13 protein-coding genes are annotated in these 14,511 nt (G+C 73.8%); 2 read left to right on the forward strand and 11 right to left on the reverse strand.

The window, feature by feature from the left end:
• Positions 1-115: 115 nt before the first annotated feature.
• The 9 genes from murJ to Pen02_RS36145 form a co-directional block, all read right to left on the reverse strand.
• Positions 116-1,855: a murein biosynthesis integral membrane protein MurJ gene (murJ, locus tag Pen02_RS36105; protein ID WP_203870691.1), complete on the reverse strand. Its 1,740-nt coding sequence runs from the start codon at positions 1,853-1,855 to the stop codon at positions 116-118.
• A gap of 1 nt (position 1,856) precedes the next feature.
• Entirely contained in the window at positions 1,857-2,732 is an 876-nt protein-coding gene (locus tag Pen02_RS36110) for a hypothetical protein (protein WP_203870692.1), read from the reverse strand.
• Positions 2,729-3,664, reverse strand: a complete 936-nt coding sequence (locus Pen02_RS36115) for a copper transporter (protein WP_203870693.1) — start codon at positions 3,662-3,664, stop codon at positions 2,729-2,731. The genes Pen02_RS36110 and Pen02_RS36115 overlap by 4 nt, the downstream gene beginning before the upstream one ends.
• Before the next feature lie 51 nt (positions 3,665-3,715).
• Positions 3,716-4,894, reverse strand: coding sequence for a putative cytokinetic ring protein SteA (gene steA, locus Pen02_RS36120; protein WP_203870694.1), 1,179 nt, complete (start codon positions 4,892-4,894; stop codon positions 3,716-3,718).
• Positions 4,895-5,073: 179 nt separating this feature from the next.
• Complete coding sequence (recN, locus tag Pen02_RS36125) at positions 5,074-6,831, reverse strand: DNA repair protein RecN (protein ID WP_203870701.1); 1,758 nt, start codon at positions 6,829-6,831, stop codon at positions 5,074-5,076.
• 249 nt (positions 6,832-7,080) lie between these two features.
• Positions 7,081-7,965, reverse strand: a complete 885-nt coding sequence (locus Pen02_RS36130; RefSeq protein WP_203870695.1) for an NAD kinase — start codon at positions 7,963-7,965, stop codon at positions 7,081-7,083.
• The gene (locus tag Pen02_RS36135) at positions 7,962-8,798 is read right to left on the reverse strand and encodes a TlyA family RNA methyltransferase (protein ID WP_203870696.1); all 837 of its coding nucleotides are present in this window, start codon (positions 8,796-8,798) and stop codon (positions 7,962-7,964) included. Before Pen02_RS36135 ends, Pen02_RS36130 begins: the two co-directional genes overlap by 4 nt.
• A gap of 24 nt (positions 8,799-8,822) precedes the next feature.
• The gene (locus Pen02_RS36140; protein ID WP_203870697.1) at positions 8,823-9,149 is read right to left on the reverse strand and encodes a hypothetical protein; all 327 of its coding nucleotides are present in this window, start codon (positions 9,147-9,149) and stop codon (positions 8,823-8,825) included.
• Between the two features lie 142 nt (positions 9,150-9,291).
• The gene (locus Pen02_RS36145) at positions 9,292-9,939 is read right to left on the reverse strand and encodes a phasin family protein (protein WP_203870698.1); all 648 of its coding nucleotides are present in this window, start codon (positions 9,937-9,939) and stop codon (positions 9,292-9,294) included.
• A gap of 118 nt (positions 9,940-10,057) precedes the next feature.
• On the opposite strand from Pen02_RS36145, the gene Pen02_RS36150 reads away from it, so the two are divergent.
• Complete coding sequence (locus tag Pen02_RS36150) at positions 10,058-10,396, forward strand: SCP2 sterol-binding domain-containing protein (protein WP_203870699.1); 339 nt, start codon at positions 10,058-10,060, stop codon at positions 10,394-10,396.
• Positions 10,397-10,452: 56 nt separating this feature from the next.
• Here Pen02_RS36150 and Pen02_RS36155 read toward each other — a convergent pair whose 3' ends face one another.
• Both Pen02_RS36155 and Pen02_RS42260 read right to left on the reverse strand, forming a co-directional pair.
• A complete protein-coding gene (locus tag Pen02_RS36155) occupies positions 10,453-11,481 on the reverse strand; it encodes an HAD-IIA family hydrolase (RefSeq protein ID WP_203870700.1) in 1,029 nt (342 codons plus the stop codon).
• A complete protein-coding gene (locus Pen02_RS42260; RefSeq protein ID WP_372445740.1) occupies positions 11,478-12,587 on the reverse strand; it encodes a tetratricopeptide repeat protein in 1,110 nt (369 codons plus the stop codon). The genes Pen02_RS36155 and Pen02_RS42260 overlap by 4 nt, the downstream gene beginning before the upstream one ends.
• Here Pen02_RS42260 and Pen02_RS42265 point away from each other — a divergent pair.
• Complete coding sequence (locus tag Pen02_RS42265) at positions 12,579-14,426, forward strand: hypothetical protein (protein WP_239141866.1); 1,848 nt, start codon at positions 12,579-12,581, stop codon at positions 14,424-14,426. The genes Pen02_RS42260 and Pen02_RS42265 overlap by 9 nt on opposite strands.
• Positions 14,427-14,511: the final 85 nt, after the last annotated feature.

Raw genomic sequence — 14,511 nt, forward strand, 5'->3', positions numbered from 1 at the left:
ACCGTCGTTCCGGAGTGCGGCGTATTTGGAGCCCGCCCGGCAGCCGTCGGCGCCGGCCCGGCCGGTACGTCCGGTCCAGTGCGGTCCCCCGGTCGAGCCGGCCCACCCCGCTCGCTCACCGCGACACCCGCTCCTTCCCGTCGTCCTCGCCCGGGTCGGCCGCGTCCGGCCGGTCCCCGCGATCCGTCTCCGCCCCGCCGTGCCGCCGCGACGCCGCCGGGCCGCGCCGCCGGGCCAGTGCCAGCAGGCCGCGCAGCCGTCCGTGCAGCATCGCCAGCAGCGGGCGGACGTCGTGCCGGTCCAGCGGATAGGCGACCGCGACGAAAGCCGCGCCCACGGCGACTCCGGACAGCATGCCCTGCACCAGTGCGCCGGCTCTCGCCGGGGTGCCACCCCCGAGGCCGGGCAACCAGTGCGCGCACGCCGCGCCGGCCGCCGCCGCGACCACCCCGGCGAGCAGCCCGACCAGTGCCGACCTGGAGAATCCGGTCAACCCGGCCGGGCCGGCGCTGCGCCGGACCGCCACCACCAGCAGCCCGCCCAACACCAGCATGCCGACCGAGTTCGCCAGTCCGACCGCGAACACCCGATAGTCAGCCGGGAAGGCGGCGGCCAGCCCCACGGCGGCGACCGGGACGACCAGCCAGCCGCCGAGCGTGGCGACGGCCGCCGGCCGGGTGGCGCCGCGGGCGTACAGGGCCCGGGTGAGCAGCGCGAAGAGCCCGTAGCCGAGCAGACCGGGGGCGAACGCCGCGACGGCGGCGGCCGACGCGGGCCCGCTGCCCGGCCAGAAGAACTGGGCCACCGGTTCGGCGGTGCCGACCAGGGCCGCCGCGCCGAGGCAACTGAACAGCAGCACCCGGCGGGCGATCGGCGCCAGCGTCCGGTGGTATGCCGACTCGTCTCCGGCGGCGTGCGCGGCGGCCAGGGTCGGATAGGCCGCGACGGCGAGCGGGACGGCGAGCACCGCCCAGGGCAGCAGGTAGACCGTCTGGGCGAGGTTGAACACCACCTCCGCACCGGTCGGCCCGCCGCTGAGCTGGCGCAGCATCACCACCAGGGCGACCTGCTGCCCGAGTACGGTGACCGCGCCGGCCAGCGCGAGCCCGCCGAGCCGGCGCCGGGCCTCGGCGGAGAAGGCGTACCCGGGTCGGGGGCGCAGCCGCAGTCGGCGTACCGGGATCAGCAGCGACAGGGTCAGCACCACCACCCCGAGCGTGGTACCGGCGGAGAGGATCAGCTCGCCGCCCCGGCCGACCCCGGCGATGCTCGGGTGCGTCCCCTCGGCGGCGGCGAACGCCAGGTAGACCCCGATCACGGTCACGCTGGAGAGCAGCGGCGCGATCACCGGCCAGGCGAACCTCCGGTACGACTGGAGCACGCCGGTCAGCACGATGCCGATCCCGTACAGCGGCAGTTGCGGGGCGAAGATCCGCAGCATCCGCGCGCCGGCCTCGATCTCGGCGGGACTCCGCTGGTCCGAGATCAGCCCGATGATCGGTTCGGCGAGCAGCGCCACCACGACCGCGAGCGGCACCAGCAGGCTCACCGTCCAGGTGAGCAGGGCGCCGCTGGTCGCCGACACCGTCGCCCGGTCGCCGGCCGCCACCGCACCGGCCAGCAGCGGTACGACGAGGCTCGCCAGCGCACCGCCCGCGACGATCTCGAAGACGATGTTCGGCACGCTGTTCGCCACCACGTACATGCCGCCGAGGTCGCTGCGGTCGCCCATCACCCAGGTGAAGACCCCGGTACGCCCGAACCCGACCAGTCGACTGACCACGGTGAGTACGGCGATCAGCGCAGCGGCGCCGGCCACCCGACCGGCGCCGACGAGGGGTGCCGGCCTGCTCACCTCAGGAGTGTCGCCGGCCCAGGGCGTCCAGTTCGCGCAACCCCCGGGTGTTCTGGATCACCTGGGTGAAGCTGACCTTCTCGCTGGCGGCGGTGAGCGCGGTGATCACGGCCAGCGCACCGGCCCGCCCCACCGGCCCGGTACGCGCGGCCAGCGCGACGCCGAGCAGCGCACCCAGGGCGTTCGCCCCGCTGTCGCCGAGCATGACCCGCTCGTCGAGGTCGGCCGGTAGCAGCGCGGCGGCGGCGCCGACCGGGCCGGCGGCGAGCCCGCCGGTCGGGCCGGGCAGCAGGGGCGTGCCGAGCAGCACGCCGGCCTTGAGCGCCCGTCCGGGCCGCAGGTCGAGCAGGTTGACCAGGTTGGCGGCGCCGGCGATGACGCCCGCGCCGAGCAGCACGTCGACGACTCCGGCGGCCCGCCCGGTGCGGCGACGGCCCGGGTGGGACCGGACCGTCGGATCGGCGGCGAGCAGGGCGGCGGCGGCCAGCCCGGCCGCGCCCACTCCGGCGATCTTGACAACGCCGCTGGTCACCCGTCCCTCGCGGAGCGCGGCCAGGTGTCCGGCGAAGCCCTTGGCGGTCTTCTGTTCCGGGCGTGCGCCGACCACGTCGTCGTAGAGGCCGACGGCCCCGCAGGAGAGTCCGGCGACCAGCGCGGCGGCTGCGGCCGGCCGGCTCGGCGCGCCGACGGCACCGCCGAGCGCCGCTCCGGCGGCGAGTGCCGGGCCACCGGCGAGCGTGACGGTGCGACCCCGGAAGTTGGTACGGCGCAGCCCCGGCGCCCACGGTCCGGCGAGTACGCCGCGCAGGGCGGCCCCGGCCAGCAGTACGCCGACGCCGAGCGCCCGGCTGCGGGCGCCCGTCCTCCGGGCGGTCACTCGGGCATTTCCGGCAGCAGCGATTCGGCACCCGTGCCGACGCCGTACGCGCCGGCCTGCTTCTCGGTCAACTGCCGGACCAGCGCCAGCGCGGTGACGAGTTGCCCCTGCACGGTGTTGGCGTTGTCGACGGTGGAGATCGTCTTGGAGAGTGCCGGATCCCGGCGCACCTCCGCGACCAGGTTCCCGCCACTGCTGCCGTTGCCGGCGACCACGATCGCCCCGGCCTTGTCGAACTGCTCGGCGATCTGCACCACCGACCTGTCCTTGCCGGTCGCGTCCCGGTCGACGTACGGCTGCCCGCTGACTACCACGACCGCCTCGGCTGAACCGGTGATCTTGTCGTGCACGTTCAGGTAGCCCTCGTCGCTGTAGTCGTCCAGCACCGACCGCCGGTCCGCGTCGGTCACCGGCGAGCCGCCCTCCGGCCGGTCCAGCAGGGCACTGGCCAGCAGGGCGCTGGACTTCTCCGCGCCCTCGCTGCTGGGCAGTCCGACGTCCGGCACGGTGGGTCTGGCCGCCTTCGCCGCCACCCCGAGCAGCAGGACGCTGCTGTCCGGGTCGATGAACTTCTCCTGTACGTCGATCCGCCCGGTCAGCGAGGCGCCGCCCAGCCGCAGCATCTCGGCGACCCCGTCGACGTGCTCCTGCCCGCTCGGCAGGGTCAGCAGCAGGACGCGGCGGCCGGCCAGGGTGCCCTTGAGCATGTGCGGGGCCGCCTCGGTGACGAAGTCCTCCTCGCGCTGGACCTCGGTCTCCAGGTTGTTCACCGACTCGCGGAGCTGCTCGTTGTGCTTGCCGAGCGCGTTGACCCGATCCTTGAGCGAGTCGGCGACCGGACCGTTCAGCGCCGCGGTACCCACGACCAGGCCGATCGCCAGGGCGAGGAACACCGCGGTCAGCGAGACCACGTGGTACCGGAAATTGATCACGACAAACGCCTTCTGATCCTCGTTCGGGGCCGGCAGGACGTCAGCACAGGACTAGAAGAGCTGTCCAAGCTGGAATACGACATTGTCCCACCATTCGGAGGCGACCCCGAGGTATGCCTTGCCTACGGTGGAGACGGCGACCGCGGACGCCATCGCGGCGAGGGCCGAGAGCACCAGCAGCAGCAGCGACGACCCGGAGATGCTCTGCCGGTAGAGCCGGCTCACCCCCTTGGCGTCGACCAGCTTGCCACCGACCTTGAGCCGGGTGAGGAAGGTGGAGGCCATCCCGCCCCGGCCCTTGTCCAGGAACTCGACAAGGGTGGCGTGGGTGCCGACCGCGACGATCAGCGAGGCGCCCTTGCCGTCGGCGAGCAGCATTGCCAGGTCCTCGCTGGTGGCGGCGGCCGGAAAGGTCTGCGCGGCCACGCCGAGCCCGTTGACCCGGGCCAGTCCCGGCGCCCGCCCGTCCGGGTAGGCGTGCACGATCACCTCGGCGCCGCAGCGCAGCACGTCGTCGGTGACCGAGTCCATGTCCCCGATGATCAGATCGGGGGTGTAGCCCGCCTCCACCAGCGCGTCCGCGCCGCCGTCCACCCCGATCAGCACCGGCTTGAACTCCCGGATGTACGGGCGCAGCACGTCGAGGTCGGCCTTGTAGTCGTAGCCCCGGACGACGATCAGGCAGTGCCGGCCCCGGATCACGGTGTCCACGTCCGGCACACCGACGCCGTCGAGCAGCAGCTCCCGCTCCTGCTTGAGGTATTCCATCGTGTTGGCGGCGAACGCCTCCAACTGGACCGACAGCCCTTCCCGGGCGTCGGACATCGCCTTGGCCACCGACTCGGCGTCCTGCCGGCTGCCGTGCCCGACCGGTTCCTCGCCGATCAGCACGGTGTTTCCGTCGATCCGGACGGTGTCGCCCTCCCGGATCTGCTGGAAGACGCTCTCACCGAGGTCGTCGAGGAGGGGGATGCCGGCCTTGATCAGCACCTCCGGACCGAGGTTCGGATAGCGGCCGGAGACCGACGGCTTGGCGTTGAGCACCGCGGCGACGCCGACCGCCACCAGCGAGTCGGCCGCCACCCGGTCCAGGTCGACATGGTCGATCACGGCGATGTCACCCGGACGCAGCCGGCTGACCAGGCGCTTCGTCCGGCGGTCGAGGCGCGCGGTGCCGACGACTTTGCCCGGTTCCGCGCTCCGGGCCCGGCGCAACGTGGGTAAACGCATCCCAACCATCCTGGCATGTGAGGCAGAGCTTTCTGTCGCGACATGCCTGAGCAGGGCCGCCACCCCAAGGGAACCACATTCATGCTCGGCCGGGTGTGGTCGGCGTCACACCGATCGTTTCGGTACCACGAGCCGTGACGGAAGTCGTCACGCTCCGTCGAACATGCGGCGGGCCGTACTCACGGACGCCGTTCCCGGGCAGCCACGGCCAGCAGCTCCTCGGCATGGGCGATACCCAGATCCGAGTCCGGCAAACCGGCCAGCATCCGGGCCAGCTCACGGGCCCGGTCGGTGTCCTCCACCACCCGTACCCCGCTGGTCGTCACCGCGCCGCCGGTGTCCTTGGCCACCACCAGATGCCGGTCGGCGAACGCGGCGACCTGCGGCAGATGGGTCACCACCAGGACCTGGTGACTGCGGGCCAACCGGGCCAGCCGGCGACCGATCTCCACCGCCGCCTGCCCGCCGACTCCGGCGTCGACCTCGTCGAAGACCAGGGTGGGCGGCCCGCCGGAGCCGGCGAAGACCACCTCGATGGCGAGCATCACCCGGGACAGCTCACCACCGGAGGCGCCGCGTTGCAGCGGCAGCGCCGGGGCACCCGGATGGGCCAGCAGCCGCAGCTCGACCTCGTCGGCACCGTCCGGACCGATCCCCACCTCCGCGCCGTCCACGGTGAGCGTCGGCTCCGCCTTGCCGGCCGGCCGGGGCAGCACCGCCACCTCGATCCGGGCGTGCGGCATCGCCAGCCCGGCCAACTCGACGGTCACCTGCTCGGCGAACCGGACGGCCGCCTCCCGGCGGGCCGCCGAGAGCCGACCGGCCAACTCGGCCACCTCGCCGGCCAGCCGCTGCCGCTCCTTGTCCAGCTCGTCGAGAAGCTCGTCGGAGTTGTCCAGCTCGGACAGCCGGGTCCGGGCCCGGTCCGCCCAGGCGATCACCCCGTCGACGTCGTCGGCGTACTTGCGGGTCAGGCCGCGCAGCGCGGCCCGGCGCTCGTAGATGACCTGCAACCGGGCCGGGTCGGCGTCCAGCGCGGCGAGATAGCCGGAGAGTTCCGCCGCGACGTCGCCGACCAGCGTGGCGACCTCCTCCAGCCGCACCGACAGGTCGCCGAGGACGCGGTCCACTCCGGCCTGTGCCTCCAGCGTCCGCCGGGCGTGCCCGAGCAGGGTGGTCACGTCGGCCATCTCGTCGGTCGGTTCGGCCGCACCGGCCACGCAGTGCTGGGCCGTCTGCGCGGCCGTACGCAGCCCCTCCGCGTGCTCCAGCCGCTGCGCCTCCGCCTTCAGCTCCTCGTCCTCACCCGGCTGCGGGTCGACCCGGGTGATCTCGTCCAGGCCCAACCGCAGCAGATCGGCCTCCTGGTTGCGCTCGCGGGCGTTGCGCCGCCGGTCGGCAAGGTCGTCCGTGACCCGCCGCCACCCGGTGTACGACTCACGCAGGCCCTCCAGCAGCTTCTCGTGCTCCGGCCCGCCGAACCGGTCCAGCGAGGCCCGCTGCTCGGCCGGTCGGAGCAGCCGGAGCTGGTCCGACTGACCGTGTACGGCCAACACCTGCTCGCCCACCTCGGCCAGCATCGACACCGGCATGCTGCGGCCGGCGACGTGCGCCCGGGACCGCCCCTCCACGGTGACCGTACGGCTGAGCAGCACCGACCCGTCGTCGTCCGGCTCGCCGCCCGCGTCCACCACCCGGGCGTGCACCGCGGTCGCGGCGGTGCCGGCCAGCCGCAGCCGCCCCTCCACCATCGCCCGGCCCGGATCGGCTCGCACCCGGCCGGCGTCGGCCCGCCCGCCGAAGAGCAGGCCGAGGCCGGTCACCACCATTGTCTTACCGGCGCCGGTCTCGCCCGTGATGACGTTCATGCCGCCGGTCAGCGGCAGTGTGGTGTCCTCGATGACGCCCAGTCCGGTGATGCGCAGCTCTTCCAGCACAGCCACCGACAGTAGTAGCGGGCCCCGACACTTGACCACCCGGCGCGCGTTCCGATTGCCGCCGGGCCCGTCCCCGCACACCGCCTAAACCGTCCCCGCACGGCGCCGAGCCGTCCCCGCACACCGCTTAAGCCGTCCCCGCACACCCGCCTAAGCCGTCGCGGGCACCAGCGGGAGTCGTTCCGTAACCGGGTCGAACCGTTCCCGGACGCCGGTCGAGCCGTTCGGATCCCGTCAACGTCAGCGGCGTCAGCGGCGGTTGCCCCGCCAGCCGTGCACCGGCAGCCCGAACTTGGCCACCAGTCGGTCGGTGAAGTGCCGGGCGCGCAGCCGGACGATCCGCACCGGCAGCGCACCCCGCTGCACCGTGACCCTCGCCCCGGGCGGCAGGTCGTAGACCCGGCGACCGTCGCAGCAGAGTACGGCCAGGGTGGTGAACGGGTCCACCGTGATGGTGAAGGTGGCGGTCGGCGCGGTGACGATCGGGCGGCTGAACAGCGCGTGCGCGCTGATCGGCACCAGCAGCAGCGCCTCCACCTCCGGCCAGACCACCGGCCCACCGGCCGAGAAGGCGTACGCGGTGGAGCCGGTCGGTGTCGCGCAGACCACACCGTCGCAGCCGTACCGGGACAGTGGGCGCCCGTCGACGTCGACGAGCAGCTCCAGCATCTGGGCCCGCTCGCCCTTCTCCACGCTCGCCTCGTTGAGCGCCCAGGACTCGATCACCGGGCCGCCCTCGAACTCCGCGCGGACGTCCAGGGTGAGCCGCTCGTCCACTGTGTAGTTCCGGTCCACGATGTCCCGGACCGCCACGTCCAGGTCGTCGATCTCGGCCTCGGCGAGGAAGCCGACCTTGCCGAGGTTGATGCCGAGCAGCGGTGCCTTCGCCGGCCGGGCCAGGTCGGCGGCGCGCAGGAAGGTGCCGTCACCGCCGAGCGCGAAGACGATCTCCGCGCCCTCGGCCGCGCCGAGCAGGCTAACCGGGGTCACCCCGGGCAGATCCAGGTCGTCGGCCTCCTCGGCCACCACCCGTACCTCGAAGCCGGCCTGGATGAGGTCCGCCGCGACCGTACGGGCGTGCTCGGTGCTGCGCTGCCGTCCGGTGTGCGTGACCAACAGTGCCGTCCGGGTCATCGGGCTCCCTCCCGCGCCACCGTCGGGCCGCTCGGCCCGGCCGTCACCACCGCCGCGACCAGCGACTCGTCCGGGGCCGGCGCGTCGGCACGCAACCAGACGAAGAACTCCACGTTGCCGCTCGGCCCCGGCAGCGGGCTCGCCACCACACCGGCCAGGCCGAGTCCCAGCCCGGCGGCGGTGTCGGTCACCGCGAGCACCGCCTCGGTCCGTAGCTGTGGATCGCGTACCACCCCACCGCTGCCCACCCGTTCCTTTCCGACCTCGAACTGCGGCTTCACCATCAACACCAGGTCGCCGTCCGGGGCGGTGCAGCCGGCCAGTGCCGGCAGCACCAGGCGGAGCGAGATGAACGACAGGTCCGCGACCGTGAGGGTCACGGTGCCGCCGATGGTGTCGGGCGTCAGGGTACGCACATTGGTGCGCTCGAATACCCGGACCCGCTCGTCCTCCCGGATCGCCCAGGCGAGCTGCCCGTAGCCGACGTCCACCGCCACCACCTCGGCGGCACCGGCCCGGAGCAGCACGTCGGTGAAGCCGCCGGTGGACGCCCCGGCGTCGAGACAACGCCGGTCGGCGACGTCCAGCCCGTCCGGGGCGAACGCGGCCAGCGCGCCGGCCAGCTTGTGACCGCCCCGGGAGACGTACTCGGTGCTCGGGTCAGCGCCGAGTACCCGGACCGGATCCGCCGGGTCCACCATGGCGGCCACCTTCTGGGCCCGTACCCCACGGACCTGGACCCGCCCGGCCTCGACCAGCGCGGCGGCCTGTTCCCGGGACCGGGCCAGGCCACGGCGGACGAGTTCGGCGTCGAGCCGGATGCGACGTGCCATCGAGAGTTCTCCGAGGGACTGGGCTCACGCCTGGTCGATGGTGGCGAGGGTTTCCCGCAGCGTCTGGTGCGCGGCCTCGTACTGGGCGATCTGGTCGGCCGGCGGCAGGTCCGCCGCGTTGGCCATCGCCTGGAGCACGGCGTCCACGGCGGGGTGTCCGGAACCGTCACCCTCCGGGCCGCCACGACCGAAACCGCCGCTGTACCGGCCGGGATCGCGGCTCTGCTGGCCGGGATCGCGGCTGTACGTGCCGGAACCGCCGACTGCCGGGGCCGGGCCGGGAACGGGCCGAGGCGGCCCCGAAGCCGGTGGCCCCGGCCGGAACGGCCCGGGTACGGGTGCCTGACTCATGCCGTCCTCCCGCTCCATCCGCTCACCCGACGGACCCGACAAGCCCGGTCCACGGCGGCGATCATGCTCGCCCGAGAGACCCGACGGGTCTGGTCGACGGCCGAGATCGTGTTCGGGCGCGGGGCCTGGTCCACGGCGGGGATCATGCCGCACCGTCGCCCGCTGCCGCCGACCGCTTGGCCACGGCCTTGCCCGGAGCGGACTTCTTCGCGACCACGGCCGTACCGGGGGCAGCCTTCTTCGCCACCGCCTTCTTGGCCATCGTCTTCTTCGCCACCGCCTGGACGGCGACCGCCTCCGGAGCCGCAGCCTTCTTCGCGATCGCCTTCTTCGCGACAGCCTTCTTGGCGACGACCTTCTTCGCGACGACCTTCTTCGCGACAGCCTTCTTGGCCGACGCGCCCGTGCCGGCCGACGGCGGTACGACACCGGCCTCCGGCGCCGTCCCGGCCGCGCCCGACGCACCGGCGGTACCGCCGGACGCCGCCGCCCGTGCCGTCGCGAGTTCCCGCTCCAGCCTGCCGATCCGCTCGGTCAACGCGGTGACCTCGTCGGCGGTCGCCAGCCCGAGGGCACCGAGGGTGCGGTCGATCTCCATCCGGATGATCCGGGTCAGCGCCTCCCGGTTGGCCACCCCGGTGGAGAGCAACTCCTCGGCCATGGTCTGCAGCTGGGCGGCCGTGGCACCGCTGGAGCCGACCAGCTTCCTGGCGGCGGCCTGGGCGCGCTTCTTCGACGCCTCCGTCAGCCCGAGGGCCAGCTCAAGGTAGGCCCGCCACGCATCCTGCATACCCCGGTCCTTTCACGGGTGCCGACTGTTCAGGTTGCACGCTACCGGGCGCCCCGGGCTGCCCAGTGCGGTACGGTGCCCGGGAGGCGGGCGTGGCGTGAGGCGAGGGGGCACGGCAATGGCGACCGTTGAGGAGTGTCGGCAGGCGTTGCACGATCTGGCTGCCCGGATGGACGCCAACGCCGACAAGGTACGTAAGCAGGTCGATCTCGAACGCACGCTGGCGTGCCGGATCACCGATCTGGGTACGGCGTTCCACGGCCGGTTGACCGGTGGACGTCTGGTCGACCTGGCGGACGGGGACGACCCGAACGCCAAGGTGGCGCTGAGCACCACCAGCGACGACCTGATTCGGCTGGTCCGGGGCGAGTTGGACGTGCCGAAGGCGCTCGCCTCCCGACAGATGTCGATCAACGCCAACCCGTTCGACCTGCTGAAGCTCCGCAAGATGCTCTGACCCGGCTGCACTGACCGACGGCTGTACTGACCGAGCGGGACGCGCGGTCGTGCTGGTCAGCGCAGCAGGCCGAGTTCCCCGAGTGCCCTCCGGGCCGCGTCGGAGTCCGGCTCGACGTCGTCGACCGGCGTACCCGACCAGCTCGCCGCGCAAAGCGCCGCCAACGCGGCCAGGCTGGACCCGGCGCCGGTGAGCACCGTCCGGGCACCACCGACGACCTGCCAGCCGTCGCCGTCGGCACTGCCCGACCCGTTGGTCAACCGGGCGACCCGATCGGGGTCGAAGAGTCCACCCAGATCGCTCGCCACGAAGTCCGGCCGGGCGGACGCCGGCGCGTGCAGCAGGTCGAACGGCGTCGACACACCGGTGAGTACCAGCAGGCTCGCCATTCCCGCCCGGACCGCACCCTCGATGTCGGTGTCCAGTCGGTCGCCGACCGCGAGCGGTCGGGCCGCCCCGAACCGCCGGGCGGCAGCGGTGAACAGGGCCGGCTCCGGCTTGCCGACCACCACGTCGGGATCGCGCCCGAGCGCGGTACGCACCGCCGCGACCAGCGAGCCGTTGCCGGGTACGGGACCACGGGGTGTCGGCAGCGTCCGATCGGTGTTGGTGACGAACCAGTCGGCGCCGGCCCGTACCGCGAGTGCCGCCTCGGCGAGATCCGCCCAGCCGATCGTCGGCCCGTACCCCTGGACCACCGCGACCGGCGCGTCCTCCAGCCGGGTGACCGGGCGCAGCCCGACCTCACGCACCTCGGTCCGGAGCGCGTCCGCACCCACCACCAGCACCGGCGAGTCGGGCGGGAAGCGATGGGCCAGCAACTCCGCCGCAGCGGCCGCGGAGGTGAGTACCTCCTGCGGCCGCACGGCGAGCCCCATCCCACGCAGCAACGCGGCAACCTCGGCGGCGAGCCGGGAGGCGTTGTTCGTCGCGTACGCCAGCGGCTTACCCTCGGCGTGCAGCCGGCCGACCGCCTCGACCGCTGTCTCGATCGGCCGGTCGACGAGAATCACCACGCCGTCCAGATCGAAGATCACCAGGTCGTACGCGTCAACCAGCCGGCTGCCCGGCGAGGAGTCGGTCACGATTCGACGCCACGTACCGGACGCGCCGAGTCGGCTCCGGCACCGCTACCGTTCGTGCCCGCGTCGGCGGCCGTGTCGACGGGCTCGCTCGCACCCGGCTCGCCGACGGTACCGTTCCCGGTCCCCGGCTCCGCCTTCGCCTTCGCCGCCTGCTCCGCATCGGCATCGGCCGCCACGTCGCTGTCGGCTGCCGTGACCTCCGTGGCTTTCGGTGCGTCCTCGGCCGTCAACTCCGCTTCGCCGACCGGGTGGACGGCCTCCGCATCGTCGTCCTCGGCGCTCTCGTCGCCATCCTCGTCGTCGAGGCCCTCGCCTTCGTCGTCGTCCGCCTCGTCGAAGTCGTCCTCGTCCTCGTCCTCGTCGAAGTCCTCGTCGTCGTCGGCCTCGTCGTCGAAGTCCTCGTCGTCGTCGGCCTCGTCGTCGAGGTCCTCGTCGTCGTCCAGGTGGGCGAGCTGGTCGTCGTCCTCCGGATCGTGACCCGCCCGAGCGGACCTGTCCTCGGTAGCCTCGGCGTCGACGTCCCCGTCGCCGTCCTCCGCCCGGTCGGCGGCGTCCTCGGTACCGTCGTCGTCCTCGTCCTCGTCGCCCTCCAGGACGACCCCGTCGAGTTCGAGCAGCCGCTCCGCGGCGTCGGTCTCACCGAACTCGTCCGCCTCGGCCGCCCGGGAGAACCACTCACGTGCCTCTTCCCGCCGGTCCACGGCGAGCAGCGCGTCGGCGTACGCGTACCGCAGCCTGGCCGTCCAGGGCTCGGTGGCGGCGCCGGTCAGTTCGCGTACCTGGAGCATCGCCACCGCCGCGTCGCCCTGGCCCATGTCAGCCCGGGCCCCGGCCGCCACGATCAGCAGTTCCACCGCTCCGGCCTGGTCCAGCGACTCGCGATCCGCGCCCCGGTAGAGGTCGATCGCCCGCTCCGGGCGCCCGAGTGCCCGCTCACAGTCGGCGAGCACGGCCAGATGCGTCTGTCGCCCGCTCATCCGGTGGTACGTGCGCAGTTCGGCGATGGCGGTCTGCCACTCACCCGCCCGGTACGCCGCCAGCCCGACCGCCTCCCGTACGGCCACGATCCGCGCGGCCAGTCGACGGGCGGCGAGCGCGTGCTCCAAGGCCAGGTTCGGGTCCTCGTCGATCAGGTGCCCGGTCGCGACGAGGTGCCGCGCGACCGTCTCCGCGACGGGCTTGGCCAGGGAGAGCAGTTCGGCCCGGACGGGACCGTCGAGGTCCGTGGCGACGATCTCCTCCGGAATGGCCGGACCGGAGTCCAGAGCTCCGGCTACCGGACGACCGGACCTGTCACCCCGGTCCTCCCGGTCGCGCCGGTCCGTACCCTCGAAACGCCGCTGGTCGCCCGCGCGCGCGCCGGCATGGTCCCGGCCCGAGCTGCCGCCGGTCCCCTCCCGGGGTGCCCAGCCACGCCGGCCCTCGGTCGCACCGCCTCGGTCGGCACGGTCCCCGGTCGGTCGGCCGCCCTCCCGGGCGTCTCCCCGACCGTCCCGGTCCGTCCTGCGGAAACCGCCACGCTCACCGTCGCGCGAGCCCTCCCGGTCCGAGCCTCGGAAGCCTTCCCGGCCACGGCCCTGGTACCCACGACGACCCTCGTCGTCGCCGAACCGCCGCCCGCCGTCACGACCGTCGCCTCGCTGCTCACGGCCGCCGGACGGTCCGGCACGGTAGCCGCCGCGCCCGGCGTCCCCGCCCGGACCCGAGCGACCCCGGAAGCCGCCCTCGCCCCGATTGCCGGCGTCGCCCCGGTAACCGCCGTCCCGCCGGTCGTCGTTCCGCCGGTCGTCGCCTCGGCGCGTGTCGTCCCGGAAGCCCCCGCCGCGCGAGTCGCGACCACCACGGCGGTCGTCGCCGAAGCCCGGCCGCGAGCCGCCTCGGAAGCCACCGGCATCGGCGCGGTAGCCACCGCGCCGGTCGTCACCGCCACTGCCACTCCGGAAACCGCCGCGCCGGTCGTCACCGCCGGCGCTGCCGCTGCCACCACGGAAGCCGCCGCGCCGGTCGTCACCACCGGCGCCGCTGCGGTAGCCGCCACCGGGCCGGTCGTCACCACGTCGCGCGTCGTCCCGGAAGCCACCGCCACGCCGATCGTCGCCACGCCGATCGTCGCTGCGTCGCGCGTCGTCCCGAAAGCCGCCACTGCGAGAGTCGCGGTCGCCACGGAAGCCGCCACTGCGGGCGTCCCGACCGTAGTCGGCCCGGGGGGCACGGTCACTCCGGTCGCCGTCCCGCCGCCCGGACTGGTAGCCGCCCTCACGAGAGCCGCCGTCCCGGTCACCGCCACGCGCGCCCGGCCCACCGGAACGGTAGCCCTGACGCCCCTCCGAGCGGGCCCCACCGAAATCGTCGCGACGGCCGGTACCCCGGTAGCCGCCCGGTCGGTCGTCGCCACCCCGCTGGTAGCCGCCGCCGTCGCGGAAGCCGCCACCGCCGTCCCGGCTGCCGTCCCGGCGACCGGAATCGCGGTACCCGCCACCGGCGTCACCGCTGCCGGAACCCCGGTAACCGCCGGGCCGCCGGTCGTCGCCGCGGAACCCGCCGCCACCGGTCGACCGGTCGGCACGGAAGTCGCGATCTCCCCGGGAGTCCCGGTCGCCACGGAAGTCACGATCACGGTCGCCACGGAAGCCGCCAGTTCCAGCTCCACGCTGGCCGTCCCGGAATCCGCCACCCCGACGGTCGTCACCACCGGACCGGTAGCCACCGCCACCGTCCCGGTAACCACCGTCCCGGGGAGCCGGCCGGTCCCGACGGTCACCCTCGCGGCCGTCGGTCCGACGACCACCACTTGGATAGCCGCCCCGGTCGCCGGAGGTGCCGGACGAATCGCGGTCCCCGCGATAGGGCGGACGTCCGTCCCGGCGCGTGGAAGCGTCCCGGGCGCCTCGGCGCTCCGGACGGTCGTCTCGACGGCGCGGGCGGTCTCCGCCGTGCGCTCCTGAACTCACGGGTACATCCTTCCTCATGGCGGGATCGCCGAAACACGCAGTGCAGGGCCACCCCGACCGGGGTGGCCCTGCAAACAAA

This window comes from Plantactinospora endophytica (assembly GCF_016862915.1).
GTDB classification, from domain to species: Bacteria; Actinomycetota; Actinomycetes; order Mycobacteriales; family Micromonosporaceae; genus Plantactinospora; species Plantactinospora endophytica.

What these genes read in the sequence shown, in the direction of transcription:
- Pen02_RS36140 (WP_203870697.1), bottom strand. Translation starts at nt 9,149, where the DNA reads ATGAGTCAGGCACCCGTACCCGGGCCGTTCCGGCCGGGGCCACCGGCT.
- Pen02_RS36130 (WP_203870695.1), bottom strand. Translation starts at nt 7,965, where the DNA reads ATGACCCGGACGGCACTGTTGGTCACGCACACCGGACGGCAGCGCAGC.
- Pen02_RS36150 (WP_203870699.1), top strand. Translation starts at nt 10,058, where the DNA reads ATGGCGACCGTTGAGGAGTGTCGGCAGGCGTTGCACGATCTGGCTGCC.
- Pen02_RS36135 (WP_203870696.1), bottom strand. Translation starts at nt 8,798, where the DNA reads ATGGCACGTCGCATCCGGCTCGACGCCGAACTCGTCCGCCGTGGCCTG.
- Pen02_RS36145 (WP_203870698.1), bottom strand. Translation starts at nt 9,939, where the DNA reads ATGCAGGATGCGTGGCGGGCCTACCTTGAGCTGGCCCTCGGGCTGACG.
- steA (WP_203870694.1), bottom strand. Translation starts at nt 4,894, where the DNA reads ATGCGTTTACCCACGTTGCGCCGGGCCCGGAGCGCGGAACCGGGCAAA.